Origin of the sequence: Pseudomonas fluorescens (assembly GCF_900215245.1) — a bacterium.
GTDB lineage: Bacteria > Pseudomonadota > Gammaproteobacteria > Pseudomonadales > Pseudomonadaceae > Aquipseudomonas > Aquipseudomonas fluorescens.
Map to the genome: position 1 here is coordinate 5,662,774 of NZ_LT907842.1, position 19,077 is coordinate 5,681,850.

Annotated in this window: 17 protein-coding genes and 1 pseudogene; 14 read left to right on the top strand and 4 right to left on the bottom strand. The window is 55.0% G+C overall.

The window, feature by feature from the left end; translation table 11 throughout:
• The first annotated feature begins 30 nt into the window (after positions 1-30).
• From CPH89_RS26135 to CPH89_RS26145, 3 genes are all read left to right on the top strand, one after another.
• Entirely contained in the window at positions 31-852 is an 822-nt protein-coding gene (locus CPH89_RS26135) for an aspartate/glutamate racemase family protein (RefSeq protein ID WP_053255908.1), read from the top strand.
• A gap of 20 nt (positions 853-872) precedes the next feature.
• Positions 873-2,213 carry an MFS transporter gene (locus CPH89_RS26140; protein ID WP_053255907.1) on the top strand — a complete coding sequence of 447 codons (1,341 nt, stop codon included), beginning with the start codon at positions 873-875 and terminating at the stop codon, positions 2,211-2,213.
• Positions 2,214-2,358: 145 nt separating this feature from the next.
• On the top strand, positions 2,359-4,305 hold the full coding sequence (locus tag CPH89_RS26145) for a pepsin-like aspartic protease (protein ID WP_053255906.1): 1,947 nt from the start codon (positions 2,359-2,361) through the stop codon (positions 4,303-4,305).
• Here the strand turns inward: CPH89_RS26145 and CPH89_RS26150 are convergent.
• The 3 genes from CPH89_RS26150 to CPH89_RS26160 form a co-directional block, all read right to left on the bottom strand.
• Positions 4,280-5,263, bottom strand: a complete 984-nt coding sequence (locus tag CPH89_RS26150; RefSeq protein WP_053255905.1) for a GlxA family transcriptional regulator — start codon at positions 5,261-5,263, stop codon at positions 4,280-4,282. The genes CPH89_RS26145 and CPH89_RS26150 overlap by 26 nt on opposite strands.
• 415 nt (positions 5,264-5,678) lie before the next feature.
• Positions 5,679-6,287 carry a LysE family translocator gene (locus CPH89_RS26155; protein WP_053255904.1) on the bottom strand — a complete coding sequence of 203 codons (609 nt, stop codon included), beginning with the start codon at positions 6,285-6,287 and terminating at the stop codon, positions 5,679-5,681.
• Between the two features lie 216 nt (positions 6,288-6,503).
• The gene (locus CPH89_RS26160; RefSeq protein WP_053255903.1) at positions 6,504-6,968 is read right to left on the bottom strand and encodes a hypothetical protein; all 465 of its coding nucleotides are present in this window, start codon (positions 6,966-6,968) and stop codon (positions 6,504-6,506) included.
• Positions 6,969-7,225: 257 nt separating this feature from the next.
• Between CPH89_RS26160 and CPH89_RS26165 the strand changes: the two genes are divergently transcribed.
• The 4 genes and pseudogenes from CPH89_RS26165 to CPH89_RS26180 form a co-directional block, all read left to right on the top strand.
• Entirely contained in the window at positions 7,226-7,747 is a 522-nt protein-coding gene (locus CPH89_RS26165; protein ID WP_053255902.1) for a GNAT family N-acetyltransferase, read from the top strand.
• Between the two features lie 12 nt (positions 7,748-7,759).
• Complete coding sequence (locus CPH89_RS26170; protein WP_053255901.1) at positions 7,760-8,014, top strand: hypothetical protein; 255 nt, start codon at positions 7,760-7,762, stop codon at positions 8,012-8,014.
• Positions 8,015-8,063: 49 nt separating this feature from the next.
• Positions 8,064-8,309, top strand: coding sequence for a Pathogenicity locus (locus CPH89_RS26175; protein ID WP_053255900.1), 246 nt, complete (start codon positions 8,064-8,066; stop codon positions 8,307-8,309).
• A gap of 25 nt (positions 8,310-8,334) precedes the next feature.
• Positions 8,335-8,445 (top strand): annotated as a pseudogene (locus CPH89_RS26180) (IS5/IS1182 family transposase); the annotation flags it as partial.
• On the opposite strand, the gene CPH89_RS26185 reads toward CPH89_RS26180, so the two are convergent.
• Positions 8,438-9,361 carry a LysR family transcriptional regulator gene (locus tag CPH89_RS26185; protein ID WP_053255899.1) on the bottom strand — a complete coding sequence of 308 codons (924 nt, stop codon included), beginning with the start codon at positions 9,359-9,361 and terminating at the stop codon, positions 8,438-8,440. The pseudogene CPH89_RS26180 and the gene CPH89_RS26185 sit on opposite strands and share 8 nt — an antisense overlap.
• A 192-nt stretch (positions 9,362-9,553) precedes the next feature.
• On the opposite strand from CPH89_RS26185, the gene CPH89_RS26190 reads away from it, so the two are divergent.
• From CPH89_RS26190 to CPH89_RS26220, 7 genes are all read left to right on the top strand, one after another.
• Positions 9,554-10,537, top strand: coding sequence for an aldo/keto reductase (locus CPH89_RS26190; RefSeq protein WP_053255898.1), 984 nt, complete (start codon positions 9,554-9,556; stop codon positions 10,535-10,537).
• Positions 10,538-10,588: 51 nt separating this feature from the next.
• On the top strand, positions 10,589-11,752 hold the full coding sequence (locus CPH89_RS26195) for an argininosuccinate synthase domain-containing protein (RefSeq protein WP_053255897.1): 1,164 nt from the start codon (positions 10,589-10,591) through the stop codon (positions 11,750-11,752).
• A 58-nt stretch (positions 11,753-11,810) separates the two neighbouring features.
• Positions 11,811-12,569, top strand: coding sequence for a sulfotransferase-like domain-containing protein (locus CPH89_RS30280; RefSeq protein WP_141125161.1), 759 nt, complete (start codon positions 11,811-11,813; stop codon positions 12,567-12,569).
• 8 nt (positions 12,570-12,577) lie between these two features.
• A complete protein-coding gene (cysC, locus tag CPH89_RS26205; protein WP_053255895.1) occupies positions 12,578-13,240 on the top strand; it encodes an adenylyl-sulfate kinase in 663 nt (220 codons plus the stop codon).
• A 23-nt stretch (positions 13,241-13,263) separates the two neighbouring features.
• Positions 13,264-14,586, top strand: a complete 1,323-nt coding sequence (gene lysA / locus CPH89_RS26210) for a diaminopimelate decarboxylase (RefSeq protein WP_053255894.1) — start codon at positions 13,264-13,266, stop codon at positions 14,584-14,586.
• A gap of 45 nt (positions 14,587-14,631) precedes the next feature.
• Positions 14,632-15,903: an ATP-grasp domain-containing protein gene (locus CPH89_RS26215; protein ID WP_053255893.1), complete on the top strand. Its 1,272-nt coding sequence runs from the start codon at positions 14,632-14,634 to the stop codon at positions 15,901-15,903.
• Between the two features lie 139 nt (positions 15,904-16,042).
• Entirely contained in the window at positions 16,043-19,027 is a 2,985-nt protein-coding gene (locus CPH89_RS26220) for an amino acid adenylation domain-containing protein (RefSeq protein ID WP_053255892.1), read from the top strand.
• The last annotated feature ends 50 nt before the right edge of the window (positions 19,028-19,077 follow it).

A 19,077-nucleotide genomic window follows, 5' to 3' on the forward strand; every position in this document is an offset into this window, starting at 1 on the left:
CGCCACTCACTCGCCTATGAGGAATACCGTATGGACAGCACTACCCCCACTCTTGCGCCCCACGACATGCCGGTCATCGTACGCTGGCTTAACCCCATCGGGTGCCCGACCTTCGACGCGCCTATCGCCGAGCTGCTGCACAGCATCAAACAACCCTCCACCGAAGTTGAGGTCGTGTCGTTCGACATGGCCTCAAGCCCCACCCACCTGGAATACCGCGCCTACGAGGCTCTCACCTATGAACGCACCGTGCGCGTTGCCCGCGATTGTGCACAGTCGGGCGTGGATGCATTGGTGCTGGGCTGCTTTTACGACCCGGCATTGGCCGATGCCCGCGAACTGTCCGGTAAGACCCTGGTCGTGGGGCCCTGCCAGGCCAGCCTGCAAGTGGCGGCGCACCTGGCGAATCGGTACTCGATCATTGTCGGGCGTACCAAATGGATTGAGCAGATGCGCAGCCTCGTCCAAAGCTACGGTGCCGGCGACAGATTGGCGTCCATGCGACCGCTGGGCATGGGCGTGGATGAGTTCCAGCTCGACCACGCGGTGACGCGCCGCAAGATCATCGAACAAGCTCGGCGCGCCGTCGAAGATGACGGCGCCGAGGCCATTATCCTGGGCTGCACCATCGAATTCGGCTTTTTTGAGGAGGTGCAGCGGGAGGTCGGCGTACCGGTGATCGACCCGGTAGTGGCGGCATTCAAAGTGGCCGAAGCCATGGCCGGAATGAAACGCAGGTTTGGCTGGCGCCCGAGCCGCGTGGGCAGCTGTGAGCCACCACCCGAGGCCGAAATCAAACGATTCGGCTTGTTCCAGGGCCCCGCCCCCATCGGCAATCGCGTCAAAGCCTGACCACAAAAAGGATAGCCACTATGAGTGAGATTCCCTCGACGCCACACACTACAGCGGCGCTCAATCGCAACGTGGGTGATGTGTTCAGAGACGTTCCGCTAACCCGTAACCACCTGCGGTGTTGCTTGGTGTTGTTCCTGGTATTTGCGATTGAAGCGTGGGAGATGATGATCATCGTCTACACCGCGCCGCTGATTGCTGCGGATTTTTCCCTGGATGCACTCGCACTGGGCCATCTGATCGGCGCGATGTTCATCGGCATGCTGCTGGGGGCGTTGGCCTGGGGCAAGCTGGCCGAACACATCGGTCGCAAACGCGCGATTATCTGGAGCCTTGGCAGCTATGGGGTGATCTCGTTGGCCAGCGCGTTTGCACCGGACTATTCGAGCTTGTATGCCCTGCGATTGCTCTCCGGAGTTGCGGCCGTGGGCATGATAGTGGTGACATTTGCGCATTTTCAGGAGCTGCTGCCGGTACGCCATCGCGGCGCGTTGACGGTGTATCTCGCCTCGGGCTGGCCGATCGGAATGTTATTGGCCCTGGGCGCCACGGTATGGCTGATGCCATATGGTTGGCGCGCCATTATCGTCTTGAGTTCGCTGGGCGGGTTATGGGCGATTGCCGTAGCGCGCTGGGTACCTGAGTCGCCTTACTGGCTGGCGTCAGTCGGGCGCCAGGAAGATGCCAAGGCAACAATTTATACGTTGAGCCAAGGCTCGATGCTTATACCCGAGGGGTGCGAACTGCAGGTCGATCGGACAACATCCGGGCGTCAACGCGACATGTTCACGGGCGCACTGCTCAAGGTCAGCCTGCTGCAAATAACCGTTAACTTTACATTTTCGTGGGGTTACTGGGGCCTGCAAACATGGCTGCCGACGCTGCTCCAGCAACGTGGCCTGAGCCTGCCGCAAAGCTACGGTTTTATTGCGCTGTCGGCGCTGTGCATGATTCCGGGGTACATGGCGGCGGCTTATTTGACCGCGCGGCTGGGGCGTAAAAAAGTCATCCTGAGTTTCATTGGCGCAGCGGTGCTCGCCGGGTACGGATTCGCCAACGCCCATAGCCTGGAAATGCTCTACCTGAGCAACTTCGCCCTGGCCTTTTTCAGCCTCGGTGCCTGGGGTGTATGGGGTACCTGGATTGGCGAACTGTACCCGACGGCCCTGCGCACAGCGGGCTATGGCTGGGCCATCTTCGCCCAGCGCGTGGCGAACGTGCTGGCACCCTCGCTGATCGGTGCACTGATCGCCTATGGCTCCTCGTTCAACCTGACCGCCACCATCATCAATGCGTTCCTGCTGGTCACGATGCTGCTCGCCGCGTTGATTCCCGAAACGGAAGGCGAGGCATTGCGTTAAAGCGCCCTGGCTTCACCGTCGAATCCGACTGATCCAAGCGCACGCTACTGGCATTCACGGGCTGGCATAGCAGATTGAATAGGCGCCTTAAACGGCTCCCGATATCGGTCGGGAGCCCCGGATCACCCTTGGAAACGGAGTTCCCATGGACAGCAATCCACCGCCAGACCGTTTGGTTTTCCCCATGCAGCGCGGGCCTTTTCAAAACAACGGCGCCTCGCCGTGGTACTGCACGCTCAATCTTGGCACGCCAGGGCAAAGGCTGAAGTTCGCGATCGACTCAGGCACTAATATCAATTGGGTCACATCGACGCTCTGCCCGCATGATCAATGTGTCCATTTCGCGGATGGCCGTTTTGACGTTGCAGCGTCCAGCACCTTCCGTTTTACCGATTGCCTGCGTCGGCCTTACAGCTTTGGCCCATGGGGCACGATGCAGGTCGAGACGGCTTCAGACGTATTGGCCACGCCAGCCGGCGCTCGCTTGGATACCCAGCTGTTTGTAGCCGCGAACTATGCGGGTGAGCAATTCAAACAGCTCGACTGGGACGGCGCACTGGGCCTGCCTTGTAGCAGTGCGTACGTAGAAAGTCGCAACTCGTTTGTGCTCCAGTCATTGATGCGTGAGGGGCAACTGTCCCCGGCCTACCCCTTTGTGGCGTTTGACTGGAACCGTCATGAGCGCAATGGCACCTGCCAAATGGGCGCCGTCGACCCGTTAAAAACTCAGGGCCCACGCCTGTTTTTACCCTGGTCCGCCTACACCGCCTTGCCCGGGGTTGAATACATCTGGTCGACCGAACTCAAGTCTTATACCGTCGGCACAGAACAGTTGGCCGCCGATATCAAGTTCGCGATCGATTCCGGTTCTTCGCGGTTCAAGGGCGACGATACATTGATGCGCCAGACACTGGCCCGTATTGCCCAGGGAGGCGAACCTGACGTTGTGTTGGGATTTGCCGACGGCGAACTCACCTTGGGAGCCAATCTCTACAACTGCCTGATCGACGAAGGTCCGCAAAAAGGCCAGGTGCTGCCACAGTTCAATGCACTCGGCCTGACCGATCTAGTGCTGGTGGGGTCGGTGGTCATGGAGCATTGCTACACGGTGTATGAATACCAGGTGGTGCAATGCTCGAACACGGTTTACTCCCTGTCACCGGTGGGCGTCTGGCTATTCAATCGCCCGGATAGCCCGCAAATCATTACCCAATCTTCTTCGCGGCGCTTCGCCCCCGGCGAACGAACGGTGCTCGACGGCAAGACCACCCTGCTCAGGGTTGCCAGTGAAACTGTCTCGGTCGCAGGCACCTGGCAGAACGACTACGGCTCACTGATGAGCCTGAACGTCTCGGACCGGCAAGTTTGCGGCACTTACCAATCTTCAACCGGCTCAACTGGCCACTATGCCATCCGCGGATTTACAGCGGGAGCAGGTGCCACACGCATTAAAAACCAGCCGTTGGCATTGGCCATTGAGTGGCACGACCTTGGCGACGAAACGAGCGACCCCAGTTGGAACTGGGTCTCGGGATTGAGCGGGCAGTTGAGTACTGACGACAGAGGTGATGTGCTGACACTGTCGCACCTGCTGGTCGCATCCGGTGACTTTCCTGACCTTGCGAGCCGGGGAAACTACCTCGACAAGCTGGTGTATCGCCGAGTGGCAGAACACCCCCCAGCCACATCCTGTGAGCCTATCGAAGTGATGCCGGTCGAGAACGCGTTAGCCGGCCAATGGGTCGCCCTTGATCAAACGATCCTGTCATTGACGGTTGAGGCTGACAGCCAACATCGATTCGGAATTGTTCGAGGCTTTCTAACCACCAACGACACCGCTGTCGAACTCACCGGGTTTACCGACATCAACGCCGTCACCAGCAAGCTCGCGTTGCAATCCGTTAGTTTGACCGTAACAACTACGCAGGACGGTGCCGTCTCGACACTCTGCGGCACTTTGGATTTTGCGCAGCAAACGTTGAATCTGCTGGTACTGGCAAGCTCGCCAGTCCCGCCCGCACAGGCCTACCTCGCAACGAAAATTTCCTCGTTGAATTTCATCCGCGCTACTTCACCAGTCTCTTTTCCTTAGACGGTCTGTACCCGAAATACGCGCTATAGCACTTGCTGAAATGACTCGGTGAGACAAACCCGCACGCCACCAGCACGTCCACTTGCGACAGCTCGGTGTGCTGCAACAGGCGCCGCGCCTCGGTTACACGTAACTCCATGTAATAGCGTTGCGGTGTGGTGCCCAGTTGCTCTTTGAACAGCCGCTCAAGCTGGCGGCGCGAGCGGCCGGCGTAGACGGCCAGTTGATCGAGCTCCAGCGGTTCTTCGAGGTTGGCGTCCATCAACTTGACCACTTCGCGCAGCGGTGCGCTGACGCAGACATTTTCCGTCGGTTTGATGCGTCGGTAGCGCGATTCTTCGAAGGCGAGGATGTCTTCGATGCCTTCGACCAGCGCCTTGCCGTGCACGCCTTTGATCCAGTCCAGCGCCATGTGGAATGCACCCGACGGGCTGGAAGCGGTCAGTCGGTCGCGGTCGATCACGTAGGGCTCACTGGTGACCTGGGCGGCCTTGGACACTTCTGCCAGTGCCGGGCGATGCTCCGGGTGGATGGCGCATCGATAGCCTTGCAGCAGCCCGGCGCGGCCCAGGAACCAGGAGCCGTTCCACAAACCGGCGAGGCTCACACCCTGTTCGGCCGCGCTGCGCAACAGCTGGATGAAATCGTCGCCCGCTTTGAGCTCGGTGCGAAAGCCACCGCAGACGACCAATAAGTCCAGGTCCGGCAACACCGACAGCGCCAGGCGCGCATCGGGACGGATCACCAGGCCCAGGTCACTGATGACTTCACCGTCGCCGCAACCAAACGTACGGGTGGCGAACAGCTCGGGGCGCAGCAGGTTGGCGGTGATGAGTGTATCGAGGGTCTGGGTGAATGCGGGCAGGGAGAAGTGTTCGAGCAGCAAAAACCCGACACGCGTGACCTGCGGCGGCTGCTGGGTGTTTTCATTGAGGTAGCGCAGGTTCTTGCCTTTCATGCCACCGCTGAACTGGCGTCTTTCCATCGAGGGTTGGCCCACTCTTATTGTTGATGCAGTGGGCGCTATCTTAGGGGCAAATGCGCAAACTGTCCCGGTGCTTTGCCCGCACGGTTAATGGCTGATCTTTAGAAAACCGCCGGCCTTGCGGCCCCGCAGTCTCAGCGTTGCCGGACCATCTGATACGGTTTTTTCTTTTCTATCTGCGCCTGTATCGAAATGCCGCCGAAGCGGACAATGGCGCCATCCCGACATTCCTGTCGCTCCCCTTCCCTTCGGAGGCCTTATGACCAAGATGGCAATTTTTCTGTTCGGTTTTTTGGTGTTGACCATTGGCATTGGCTTGCTGGCGACCATCTCGCCGGTGTAACCGCGGAACCGGGCGGGCCGCTTGCGGGGGCATCGATGCAGCCGATCAACTGACAAACAGCATCGGGTACAACGACAACACCAGCAAGCCGGCCATCGACCAATTGAACACCCTTATCCAGCGTGGCTCGCGCAACACGTTACGCAGGCCGGTGCCGAAGCCCGCCCATACGCACACGCTGGGCAGGTTGACCACTGCAAACACCAGGGCAATCACCAGCACGTTGGTCACGTAACCCTCAGCCGGCGTGTAGGTGGTGATCGCGCCCAACGCCATGATCCATGCCTTGGGGTTGACCCATTGAAAGGCGGCTGCGCCTAAAAAGGTCATGGGCTTGCCGTGCTCACCGCTGCTGTCGGACATGCCTCCAGACGTCGCAATCTTCCACGCCAGGTACAGCAAGTACGTCGCGCCCACATAGCGCAGTACGGTGTAGGCCCAAGGGAAGAGTTTGAACACCTCACCCAGGCCCAGGCCGACCGATATCACCAACAGCATGAAACCAATACTGATCCCCAACGCATGGGGCATCGAGCGGCGGAACCCAAAGTTCACACCTGAGGCGAGCAACATCGTGTTGTTGGGCCCGGGGGTGATTGAAGACACGAAGGCAAACAGCACAAACGCTGACAGTAGGCTGGTAGACATGAACATGGCGCGGCATCCAAGCGGTGATGGTATGCCTGCGACAGTAGTCGGTTGCGGTCACAACCGCCCCGTACAGCTAGGGGCGGATCGAGGAATACACTTTGGCCCTAGTCAACAAGAGTCCATCCGGTTTACCACGGATGCCGCAGTTTCAACCTGACTGGAAACGGTTCCCGATGGTTGCGCCGGGAACCGTCTATCTTGGCTGACAACACACGGGGCTCAGTTTTGTGGCCGTTGCTTGGTCGAGTCCAGCTCGGCTTTTTTACCGGTGGAAATCTCGGTGATTTGCGCGGACTTGGCGATGGCGAAATCGAACGTATCCTGCATTTTGGCGATGGCGTCGGTCGACGTGCCGTTCAACCCACCGTTGGCGGCCCAATCGAAGTTCCACACCCCCGACAGGTTATCGGCACCGGCTACGTCGTGAGTTTCGATGGCGGTGAACACATCCGGATGGCGCTCCATGTACTTGGCAGCATCGGATACATCGGTAGGCACCTTGCCAGAGGCATTGTTGGCCAGCTGCGTCAGTTCCTGCTTGGTAATCGCTGACTTGCCGGTCTGGCGCAGGTAGTCGGCAATCACCTTGCTGGACTTGGCAATGTTCAACTTGTCATCGAACGTAGACGGTGAGGACTTTGGAGTGTTCGGCCCGCCGGCCGCGGGCGTTACGGTAGTAGACATCGGCGCTGCTCCCTCAATGGAACGAATGAAATCGTCGTGCTGACGATACCCCGACGCGGACGTTAGCATGGGCAAAGGGCCATTCCCCACGCTTCACAACATTTCACAACGGCAGGCCGGTTTTCGCAGCGCGTTCGCCGGTTTAACCAGGCTAATCAGAGGATGCGCAGTTGCTCAAGGATTTCGCCTCGCAGGATAAGGCCCTTGGGCTAGGCTGGACGCTATCAAGGGCTGCACACTCATCAACAGGGAGGCACATGATCCACATTCGTGAAGCGACCAACGCCGATATCGATACGCTGCGTGAGATCGGTTGCGAAACCTACCGCGAACACTTTTCGACGTTATGGTCTCCTGCCGGCCTGCAAGGTTTCCTCGATCAAGACTTCTCAGCCAGCGCGCTGGGCCGGTCACTCGACTTACCCGAACGCCAGCTCTGGCTGATGGCTGCAGACGAACACGGTAAGGCAGTTGGATTTGCCAAGGTCAATTGGTCAACCCCCGCGCCTTTAACCGGTGACGTGGGTGCAGAGCTGCAGAAAATCTACTTCCTGAAATCCGCCGCCGGGATGGGTTACGGAAAACGACTGTTGCAGGTCATTCGTGATAAAGCCGCCCAGCGCGGGGAACGCTGGCTTTGGCTGGACGTGCTCAAAACCAATGCACCTGCGCAGCGCTTTTATCAGACGGTTGGGTTTCAACGCATCGGCGAAATTCCGTTCAGTACGGACCTGGCTGAAATCGGTATGGTGGTGATGGCGCTTGAATTGCAGCCATAAACGGGGAAGCAAATGGAAGCATTGATCCATGGGCTCGATGGGCCCAGAACCGCTCAGCAGGAACTGTTTTACGACCTTGAAGACGCGACCGCTGTTATCGGCTGGTCGCTGGTTGAACTGACGGCCATGGCGCAAAGCGGCAGAACGCCGGATGAAGCCGTGGCGCTGATGAAAGTATGCGCGCTGTTGATCGCTCAACAGCAAAAGCTTGGCGTGTACGCAGAAGAGGTCAAGGTGCACCGTATCGTCCGGGCAGAGGCCCCGTGAACACTGGCCGGTCGCTTAGGTGATCCGCCACCCTAAAAGGAATGTATGCATGCCGTTCTCACCGCAAGAAAGCCGCGCGTTACTCGCCCTCAAGGGTGTCGGCCCCACCGTCATCACACGGTTGGAGCAGATGGGCATCGACTCGCTCGACGCGCTCGGGAAATCCGATGTGAATGACATCCTGGCTCAGGTATCGGCGGCGCTTGGTTCGACGTGCTGGAAGAACAGCCCTCAGGCCCGCGCGGCGATTACTGCCGCGATAGCGCTTGCGAGGGCTCAGGCTGAAGAGGCGTGAGCGCCCCTGGGGGGCTCATGCCTGAAATGAGCGAGCCAGACGGTTGATCATGCATCATGATCGGCTACTCGATGTGAATGAGGCGTGGGTGTGGCTGGCCGAGGCTCACAAGCTTGCTCGTCGGCTTATCACTTGAATTTGTCTAAACCCTCTAACCGGGCACTTATCTGCTGACAATTTTTCCGAAGGGAATCAACAAAATGTTCCACGGTAGACGATTCGGGTCGGTGCAACGGCCGTACGACACTGACACAGTAAGAAATTGAATGTGAAAAGCGACGAATCTGCAAACCTCGCCCGACATAGTCGAGGGCGGTGATCGGATTCACAATGGCAACGCCCACTCCCAGGTTAACGGTCGCACACACGGCGCTCGCGCTATGTGTCTCTACCGCGAGCCGTCTTTCGATGCCTGACTGGTGGAAGATAGCGTCCGTTTTTCTTCTGTAGGGATCATCCGCCGCAAGGTAAACAAAATTTTGCCCCTCGAAGTCTTGTGGTGTGAGGACTGTTTTCGCATTTAATTCGTGATAAGACGGTAAAACACACACCACGTCGAGGTTCAAGAGTGTTTCGATGTAGGTGCCCGGGGGTGTTTCCAGGGTTTCAGTCAACCCCAGGTGATAACGCTGAGCAGTCAGCGACTCCTCGAGGGCGGGCGATTCCTGGGGCGTGATATTGATGCTGACGCCAGGAAATTCACTGCAGAAATCCTGGCAGACCTGTGGCAACAAGGCATTCGAGAAAGCCGGTATGCACGTCAACGAAATTTGCCCTTGCCGAAAATGCCTGATGGCCTCGACGGCATTTTTCACTCGGGCTAACCCCACATAGCTGCGTTGAACTTCATCGAACAACATCAGCCCATGCTCAGTCGGAATCAACTTTGCACCCGCGCGCTTGAACAACGTCAACTGAGTCAGCGTTTCGAACCGGCTGAGCTCTCGGCTGATGGTGGGCTGCGAGGTATGCAGAAGTTCAGCGGCACCCGTCGCGCTGCCGGTCGTCATTACCGCCCAAAATACTTCCACATGGCGAAAACTGAAATTCATGAGCCAACTCCGCGATGAATCGAACACGCCACACCATATCAGAAATGAATAGACAGCCACTAAATTGATATTTTTACTTTGTTTTTTTGCTGAGCATACTTTCCAGGTACTCGAAACTTTAATGATCAGGATGATCGCTACATGAGTGCGCTTATCGCGTCCTGAATAAAATAACCCTACAGCGAGCGGGCGATGAAATACCGGCGATTTGGACGACTGGAATGGAATGTTTCTGAAGTGGGATATGGAATGTGGGGGGTCGCGGGAGGTGAAGGGGGTTGGACCGGCTCATCCGATGTCAGCGGCATGGCGGCGTTGGAGCATTCGATTCAACTAGGCTGCAACTTTTTCGATACGGCGTGGATTTATGGTCGTGGCCACAGCGAAAAAATGCTGGGGGAAGCATTACGAAACCACCCAGGCAAAACCTTATATGTAGCCACTAAAGTCCCCCCCAAGAACCGCGAATGGCCCTCGCACCGGGGTGACCGTTTAGACCAGATTTTCCCGCCCGACCATATTGAAGAATATGTCGAGAAAAGTTTGCAGTCACTCGGCTTGGCGTCCCTGGATTTACTGCAATTTCATGTCTGGGAAGATGCGTGGGCTCATGATGAATCCTGGATACGCGTGGTGGATGACCTCAAACGGCAACGCCTGATTCGCGGCATCGGCATCAGTGTCAATCGCTGGGAACCCACCAACGTACTCGACACGCTGAAAACAGGAATGATCGACGCGGTACAGGTGATTTATAACGTCTTTGATCAAGCGCCTGACGATGAATTACTTCCGTTATGCCGCGAACTGGACATTGCCGTCATCGCCAGGGTGCCGTTCGACGAAGGCTCTCTGACGGGGAATTTAACGATCGACTCAACGTGGCCTGCCGGTGATTGGAGAAGCAGCTATTTCGTGCCAGAAAACCTGGCAGCGACGGTGGCGCGGGTCGAGTCTTTGAGACGGGCTCTTCCCGCCGATACTCAGCTATCGGACGTCGCGCTGAGGTTCATTCTGTCCAACGATAACGTCGCAACGACTATTCCTGGCATGCGCTCTATTCCACATGTCGAAGCGAACATGGCGTGTTCTGACAAGGGCAAGATAGAGCCGGCGTTAATGACGCTACTACGACAGCACCGATGGGACCGTGAACCGACCGCGTGGTCGCAGTAACAGGCGTGAAGCGAAACTGTTAATAACAACAACTCTCTAAAGGACTACCGCGTGAAATTCTCGGACTTGAAAGGTAAGAAAGTTGGCATCTGTGCCTCCGGTGGCTTGGTCAGCTTATTCATCGCGCAGCGTTTGAAAGAGGAGCACGTTGACGTCGAACAGTTCATTGTCGACATTGGTCAACCGGGTGATGAAGCACACGAGTTTTGTGCAGACAACATCGAATTGATGCAGGCCGTTAATGTCATTGATTTGAAGGAAGACATTGCGCTCAGCTTTCTCCACGCTGTACGTGCCCAGGCGCAGTACGACGGTGGCTACTGGAACACGACTGGCATCGCCAGAGCCGTAACTGTTAAAGGCCTGGTTGATGCATTGCGCGAACGTCAGTGCAGTGTATTGGCCCACGGCGCCGTTCATGGCGGCAACGATGAATTCCGCTTCAATTACTACCTGAAAATGTTTGCGCCAGAGATCACGCCCTTTTCTCCCTGGGAAGACCCAACCACGTCAGATCGTTTTCGAACCCGCGTAGACATGGGCGACTTTGTTGCCGACGCCGACGAAACCATGATGCGTACGAAAGCCCATCACTCCGTTGATGCCAACGTCGGCGGTGTGTCGCATGAGAACCGCGAAGTTGAGGTGCTCTCAAATTCACCCGATATGATCAGCCCGATCATGGGCGTCAAGGTCATGGATGCGCCCGACGTGCCAGAGACTTGCAGTATCACCTTTAAGCAAGGTATTCCCGTTGAGATTAATGGTCAGTCAGTGAGTTACTACCAGGCACTCGCTGAAGCCAACAGGATCGCAGGCCGCAATGGGGTGGTCTTGAAGAACGTATTGGAAAACCGAATGAACGGCACTAAAGGCCGTGGCTTATACGAATCTCCGGGGCTGGACATGCTCGGCATCGCAGCGAAACATCTACTGCAGGCAACGGTCGACAAGGACTCATGGGAGGTCCTGCGGTTTTTGTCACCCTTTATCGCACGTCAATCGTATGCAGGTCGTTTGTATGACCCCGCCACGCAGGCCGCATTGGCCAACGTAGCCACATTGACTGAACAGGCGAATGGCACCGTCGATGTGATCGCTTATAAAGGCAACTACATGGTTGACCGCGTACGCGAATACTCCAAGTCGCGCTTTACCGCACAGCAATTCCGTTTCGCTCATGGCGGGCAAAAGTGGATCACTGAATCCGTTTAAGCCATGAGGGGCTGACTGTCCTGGCATCCTGCACATATTGCTGAAATAAAGGTTAACTATGCAGCACAGACTAATTGTTTTGTGGGCCCCTCCACGCTCGCTTTCCACCGCATTTGTACGTGTGATCGCCGCGCGTGGTGACTTCACTATCTTGCATGAGCCTCTGTGCGATCTGTCGGCGTGTGGTATATACAGCCATCCGCAGACGGATCATTCAACTCAGACGTTGAACAATTCAACCGAGCTTTTCAATTATGTACAGGCATTGCGCGCGCAACGTGCTGTGTTCATCAAGGACACCTGTGAGTTCGACTATCGTCATCGACTGACGGGAACATCTTATATGCGCGAAGCGCAACATGTGTTCATGTTGCGCAATCCGGAAAAGGTAATTAACTCACACTACTATATTAACCCAGACCTTACCTGCAGCGAGGTGGGCTACCAACACTTGGCTGAACTCTATGATGCCGTGAAGGCGGAGTCGATACATTCGCCCTTGTTCGTTGATGCGGACGACATGATCCTGAGCCCTGAGTGTGCAATTTCGAACTTTTGCAGGGATGCTAACTTGCAGCATCTGCCCGCTGCTCTCCAGTGGCAGAGCGGACACTTGGATGTGTGGGAGCGAACCCAGCATTGGCATTTGGATGCAGCAAACAGCACAGGCATTGCGCCGATCAAAAAGCAATACAGCACGCGCGTCGACAACCACCCGGTACTGCATGAATTCTACTTAGAAAATATGCCGCATTATGAGTATTTGAAGCGTGAAAGGGAGGCTGTACTAAACAAGCACCTTGGCGACCTAGGGTAACGAACGAAATGCCTATATCTGATGTGGCCTGTGACCTGACCTGGCAATTATTTCCCGTGGAACAATCTATGCGCAGCGCTAGATTGAAACAAAAACCTTGTGTGCTTTGGTTTACCGGCTTGAGTGGGGCTGGAAAGAGCACCGTGGCCGGTCTGGTAGAATCGCTGTTATTCCAGAAAGGTTACCTGACTTACGTGTTGGACGGGGATAACGTACGTCATGGGCTATGCCGTGACCTGGATTTCACCCACCAAGGGCGAAGTGAAAATATTCGACGGGTGAGTGAAGTCAGCAAGTTGCTTGCTGACGCGGGCTTAATCGTATTGACCGCATTTATTTCTCCTTTTCGACATGATCGCGCCCAGGCAAGAGCGCTGATTGGCGACAGTGATTACGTGGAAATCTTTATCAATGCCTCTTTTGATGTGTGCGAGGCACGCGATCCAAAAGGGCTCTATAAAAAGGCCAGGGAGAAACAGGTCGCCGAGTTTACCGGCATCGATTCTCCATATGAACCACCGGTACATCCCGAACTCATCATCAATACGGACACTCAAACCGCAATTGCTTGCGCTGAAAAGATTGTCAACTATTTGTACAGCACGGGTCGGTTGTTATTGGAATCAACGGATGACTGCTTATCCCGCGAGCGGGTCAGTGCACGCAGTTAAGCTCATCAATTGGAGGAAGCAAGATGGACTATTTTAATTTTGTCGACGGTCATTTACATGTGGAGCACCTTGATGTTCGTCAGATAGTCGAACAGCATGGAAGCCCCGTGTATGTCTATTCAGCACACACCTTGAAAAATCACTACACCGTGCTGAAAGATGCGTTTTCTGCCCTCTCGCCGTTGATTTGTTTCTCAGTTAAAAGCTGCAGTAATCTCAGCATCCTTAAGCTCTTGGTCGATCAAGGATCAGGGCTGGATGTGGTCAGTGGCGGTGAGCTCCACCGGGCACTGATGGCGGGAGTGACTGCGGACAAGATTGTGTTTGCCGGGGTCGGCAAGTCGCGTGAAGAAATTCGCTACGCGGTTGAAGCTGGCGTTTTCCTTTTTAATGTGGAGTCTGAAGGCGAGCTGCTGCGTCTGGATGAGGTCGCCAGGACGGCCGGTAAGCGTATAAAAGTGGCCATTCGTATCAATCCGGATGTGGCGGATGCTGGCACCCCTGAGAAAACCTCAACAGGCGGCCGCCAGACAAAATTTGGCATACCGATGGAACGCGCCTACGAACTGTTCGAGCCGAAGCGTTACTCAAGCGTCGATGTCGTTGGGATCCATATTCACCTTGGATCGCCGATTCCATCAGCTCAGACCTATTTGTCTGCCATCGATAAGATCGAGGACATGATCAACCGACTTAAGGCGACTGATTGCGCGATCGAATTTGTCAACATTGGTGGAGGTTTTCCAGCGCAGTACGGGACCGAAAGCAATCCCGTTGGCTCATTAACTGAAACGGGAGCACTTATTTGTCAGCGTCTGCAAGGGCTGAAACAGCGCGGTATCCGCTTCATCATTGAACCGGGTCGTTCGATCAGCGCAAATGCCGGTATTTTGCTGACCACCGTCGAATACATTAAACAAGGCTGGGATCGAAAGATCGCTATTGTCGATGCGGGCATGAACGTACTGCTGCGGCCCACCCTGTATGGTGCCAACCATGTTATTTGGCCAACCCATTTTGAGAATTTTTCTGGCCATTGGACGGCGTTAACCCACAGCGCTCAGCAGTCCGACGTCACTCACTTGGAGGAGACCGATATTGTTGGGCCTATTTGTGAGACCGGCGATCACTTTGCATTAGGTCGAGCATTACCGGCGTTTGACAATGGCAGTGTATTGGCGATTTTTTCATGTGGTGCGTATGGCATGAGTATGGCCAGCCAATACAACTCCCGTGGGCGCCCACCCGAAGTCCTGGTTGAGGGAATCAATGCCAAGTTAATACGGACTCGTGAAACTCACGAAGATTTAGTGGCTCACGAATTATGTGGCTTGGACAACGCTTGACGCTGACGCACTGCGGCGGCTCTCTAAATAGATTGGAATGTGACCATGACTCACAACATTGCAGTAATCGTCGATGCGTATTCCACTGGCGCGAAACTGGCCGCTAAGTTTCATGCAGAGGGCGTAGCGGTCCTGCACGTCCAAAGTGCCTCGCCCATCATTGATTTTTATATCAACGATTTCAGGCCCGACGACTTTATCGCCAACGTGGTATTTAACGGTTTGGCGGAATCTCTAGTCGAAATCAATCGATGGTTGAACGGCATCAAGCCTATTTGTGTTTTGGCCGGCGCCGAAACGGGCATTGAACTTGCGGATCTGCTCGCCGGCGAACTCGGCGTGGAGGGAAACTCCACAGAGACGTCGCGTGTTCGGCGAGATAAATACGCAATGGCCTGCGCGCTTAAAGAGGCGGGGTTAGCCACACCTTATTTTCTGCGCACAGACAATTTACACACGTTGACTGAATGGGCCTCAGGCCACGGCTGGCCAATTGTGCTGAAGCCCTTAGCCAGTGCAGGTAATGACAGTGTATTTTTCTGCAATGACCGAGCCGAACTGGAAAGTGCTTTTCACTCCATCTATAACAAAGCCAACCGCTTTGGTGGGCACAATAACCATGTGCTGGCACAGACCCTTTTGAAGGGGACGCAGTACGTCATTAATAGTGTTTCAATCGACGCGCAGCATTATATTTCTGATATGTGGATCGATCGCCGCAAAGTGATTGCCGGCGCCTCAAATATTTATGATTGCGAAGAACTTCTGCCCTATGAGGGCGAGGTGCAGGCGGCTTTAGTCAGCTATATGAAAAAAGCGCTTGATGCGCTGGGTGTGCACAATGGGCCCGCTCACTCCGAAATCATGATGACGGCTGAAGGGCCGGTGTTGATTGAAACCGGCGCCCGCCTGCAGGGCGCAATGCTTGAAGAAGCGGTTATTGAGGCGCTTGGCGAGAGCCAAATCACGCTGACGATCGAACGTTATTGCCACCCTCACCTGTTCAAACGGCGTTTGGGCCAGCAGTACGTTTTATCAAAACATGTCCTATGCGTAGCGATGATCTCCGACCAGGAAGGCGTCGTTGTTGATACAACCGGCTTCGAGAGGATTCGCTCGCTTTCTTCCTATGCCTGCCATTTCCACCTGCCCGAAAAGGGCGACACGATTACACGCACCATCGACTTATTTTCGATTCCGGGCGTTGTTTACCTGAGCCATGAAGAACTCGCCGTTTTACAGGCTGATTACGCAACGATCCGTCGGCTTGAGAGTGCACACCAAGTGTTTTCTCTGAATGAGAACGTACCTGTATAAAACCGGGTTCACTCGGCCCTAGCTGAGTTGAGCGAGTACCACAACCTTTTCTCGCTTGCCGGTTGACCACTTACAGCATCTCTGACGAACGCACATAGCGCTTAGATTGTTTATACATTTCTATTTACAGGAGTATTAGATGATTATTGGTCAACGCGAGCATTCACCCCTGAGTGGCTGTCAGCCAGACAGGCTAAGTGTACTGGCGATGGTGTATAAGGCTGCACACAGGCAGGGAAGCAAAACAGCAGTCACCTGCGGTGATCAATTCCTTACTTATAATGAACTCATAGCCGCTGCACGCGCCAACGCAAAGCGTTTGCACGCCTGCGGTGTGAGCAACAAAGATATTGTGCTTTGTGCGTTACCGACCGGCGTCGAGTTACCCATTGCGTGGTTGTCTGTGATGATGACCAACGCCATTATTATTCCGGTGGATGCCAAATGGCCGGAAAATAGAATACACGCAGTCGTTGAGGCCAGCCAGGCAGCATGGGTTATCACGAATGGAGAACAGCCGGCCTTAAGAAGTGCCGGCCTTAACCTGTTTGAAATAAGACTCGACGGCACGACTGACTTAAATGCTGAAACACACGCCCAGTGTTTCTCAGACGACCTGCTCTATGGTTTCTTTACATCGGGATCAACCGGCCGCCCGAAATGCGCCTTGAATTATCATGCCGGGCTTGTGAATCGCTTTACCTATATGACCAAGCGATTTGGTGGCGGGCACACTGTCTATCAGAACAGCGCGCCGTTGTTCGACTCGTCAATTTGGCAAATGCTGTGGCCGCTTACCAACGGCGGCGTGGCGGTATTGCCTAAACAGCGCGATCACTGGAATGTCGAGTCGCTGGTAGACGAGATTGAACGTCATCACATCACGATGACTGATTTCGTACCCACCCTCTTCAAATTATTAACTCGTGCGCTGGAGAATGGGACCCTTGCCGCAAAACGCTTGGACAGCTTGCGGCATGTCTTGATCGGCGGAGAAGAGATTGACGCTGCATCCGTGCACACATTTAGGCGCTTTTTCCCACGTTGTACTGTCATCAATACCTATGGTCACACCGAGGCATCCATCGGGATGGTATTTCATGAGGTGTGCGATCACGACAATGACAAGATTCCACTCGGTCAGCCTATCGATAATACGTATGTCAAAATTGTCGACGACCAGTTGAGGCCCGTAACGGATGGCGTCTTTGGGGAAATCGTTGTTGCCGGTATTTGCGTCGGAGGTGGCTACCTGAATGCCCCGGAACTGAGCGCACGATCCTTTATACGTAATCCCTTTTCAGACCTGCCTGGCGACAAGGTTTACTTGACTGGGGACATTGGCCGTATACGGCCCGATGGTTGCCTTGAATATGGCGGCAGAGCTGACGACCAAGTCAAGGTGCGCGGGGTGCGTATCGAGCTCAACGAAATAGTGTCGGCAATCAAGGCCGGGTTCGACGCCGTAAACGACGCACTGGCATTTGTCTTGCCCACTCAGCAGGGCGATGCGAGTTTGGCGCTGGTCTACGTGGCGCCACACGCATTGGATTTACAGCACGTACGACGCGAACTGGCGCGGCATCTGCCAGCGACACACATGCCACAGTTAGTGCATCACTTGAAGACTCTGCCTATTTCACCGAATGGGAAGGTAGACCGTAAACGTATAATCAGTGACTTGAAAAACGATCATTCTGAAACGCTGCAACCCTGTAGCAACAGTACCCTGCTGGAAAAAATAATTGCGTGTTATCGCACCGTACTGCTGAACAATCAGATAGGGAGTGAAGACGACTTTTTCGAATGCGGTGGAGATTCGCTAGCAGCCGCTAATCTATCACTGGCATTGTGCAAGCATCTTGGAACCGATGTTCCGATGACCGCCATTTATCAGTTCGCAACGCCGTCGCAACTGGCCGACTTTATGAGCGGCTGTGAGCAAACGGTCGAAGCCACGCCAAGCGATAGCTTGGCGAGGGTCGCATTCAATAATCACCAGCCGACAGCGACAATGAGCTCGACGCTCTTATTGACTGGCTCGAGTGGTTTTGTAGGCATTCATATTCTTGCGCACTTATTAGCCACCACCCACCTGCACGTGACCGTCCTGCTACGTGGCAGCAATAGAGAAAGCGCTCTATGCCGCTTGGAGAAAGTGTTCCTGAGCGCGTTCCCTGCACGCGTATTACAACGCCAACGTATTACTGTCGTGCTAGGTGATTTGGCCTTGCCATGTTGGGGCTTGGATCCAGACGAATGGCAACATCAATGTGCTTCTATTGATGAGGTGATTCATTGTGGCGCGGCGGTCAATTTCCTGTTCCATGCCTCTCAATTGTTCTCAGCTAATGTGGGTGGAACCCAGGAACTCATCCGATTCTGTAATGAAGGTAAGGCCAAGAGGTTGCACCACATTTCATCGTTGGCAGCCAAGCTGCCAGCCGTGTCTGGCCGCGATCCGGAAGGCATTGTCTCGGCCATCGAGGCAGCAGCATTGGGTGTTACCGGGTACGGGTATACCAAATACCTGGCAGACAACCTCGTCGTTGCCGCACAGCAGCAAGGGCTGCATGCCAGGATTTATCGTGTCGATGATGTGCTGCCGTCAATGAGTACCGGCTACTCAAATGGCCAGTCCCTTTTTCATTTATTGCTTAAGCAATGCGTTCAGATGGGCGTGGCACCTGCGGGCTGCGGCAGCCTTGGCCTATTGTCAGCGGATGCGTTGGCCGAGTGGTTGTGCACGTTTGTGGGTAGCCAGGAACGGTTCCAGAGCGGAGCCCCCCTGATTGATGTTGTTGGCCAACACTATGTCGAATTTGACGACATTGTGCGCTATACCGCGCAGAGAACGGGTCGTGATATAGCCTGCGCCTCCTATACAGAATTTTTGTCGATGCTAACGCACGCGGGTCAAAGCGAAGCGACGCTGATACAGCAAATATTACCGCCCGTGAATGCTGACAAAGTGGCATTCACCAAAGCGCCCCGTTGCCTGCCAGCAGATATCCCTCAAGCTCATCTACTTACAGCGGACCTGAATAGTTTTGATGCTTTTATTCACCTGTTCAAAGCCGAACTGGATGAGCGTTCAAACAACCAATGTTGTGTGCTGAGCTAACGCGCGAAGCGTGGGCTTTAACATTCAAACGCGCTTTAACTATTTATCTG

Bases quoted from the DNA above. Each gene is read 5' to 3' on its own strand.
- CPH89_RS26140 (WP_053255907.1), top strand. From the start codon at position 873: ATGAGTGAGATTCCCTCGACGCCACACACTACAGCGGCGCTCAATCGC.
- CPH89_RS26155 (WP_053255904.1), bottom strand. From the start codon at position 6,287: ATGTTCATGTCTACCAGCCTACTGTCAGCGTTTGTGCTGTTTGCCTTC.
- CPH89_RS26160 (WP_053255903.1), bottom strand. From the start codon at position 6,968: ATGTCTACTACCGTAACGCCCGCGGCCGGCGGGCCGAACACTCCAAAG.
- CPH89_RS26175 (WP_053255900.1), top strand. From the start codon at position 8,064: ATGCCGTTCTCACCGCAAGAAAGCCGCGCGTTACTCGCCCTCAAGGGT.
- CPH89_RS30280 (WP_141125161.1), top strand. From the start codon at position 11,811: ATGCAGCACAGACTAATTGTTTTGTGGGCCCCTCCACGCTCGCTTTCC.
- CPH89_RS26135 (WP_053255908.1), top strand. From the start codon at position 31: ATGGACAGCACTACCCCCACTCTTGCGCCCCACGACATGCCGGTCATC.
- CPH89_RS26170 (WP_053255901.1), top strand. From the start codon at position 7,760: ATGGAAGCATTGATCCATGGGCTCGATGGGCCCAGAACCGCTCAGCAG.
- CPH89_RS26165 (WP_053255902.1), top strand. From the start codon at position 7,226: ATGATCCACATTCGTGAAGCGACCAACGCCGATATCGATACGCTGCGT.
- CPH89_RS26215 (WP_053255893.1), top strand. From the start codon at position 14,632: ATGACTCACAACATTGCAGTAATCGTCGATGCGTATTCCACTGGCGCG.
- cysC (WP_053255895.1), top strand. From the start codon at position 12,578: ATGCCTATATCTGATGTGGCCTGTGACCTGACCTGGCAATTATTTCCC.
- CPH89_RS26185 (WP_053255899.1), bottom strand. From the start codon at position 9,361: ATGAATTTCAGTTTTCGCCATGTGGAAGTATTTTGGGCGGTAATGACG.
- CPH89_RS26145 (WP_053255906.1), top strand. From the start codon at position 2,359: ATGGACAGCAATCCACCGCCAGACCGTTTGGTTTTCCCCATGCAGCGC.
- CPH89_RS26190 (WP_053255898.1), top strand. From the start codon at position 9,554: ATGAAATACCGGCGATTTGGACGACTGGAATGGAATGTTTCTGAAGTG.
- CPH89_RS26220 (WP_053255892.1), top strand. From the start codon at position 16,043: ATGATTATTGGTCAACGCGAGCATTCACCCCTGAGTGGCTGTCAGCCA.
- lysA (WP_053255894.1), top strand. From the start codon at position 13,264: ATGGACTATTTTAATTTTGTCGACGGTCATTTACATGTGGAGCACCTT.
- CPH89_RS26150 (WP_053255905.1), bottom strand. From the start codon at position 5,263: ATGAAAGGCAAGAACCTGCGCTACCTCAATGAAAACACCCAGCAGCCG.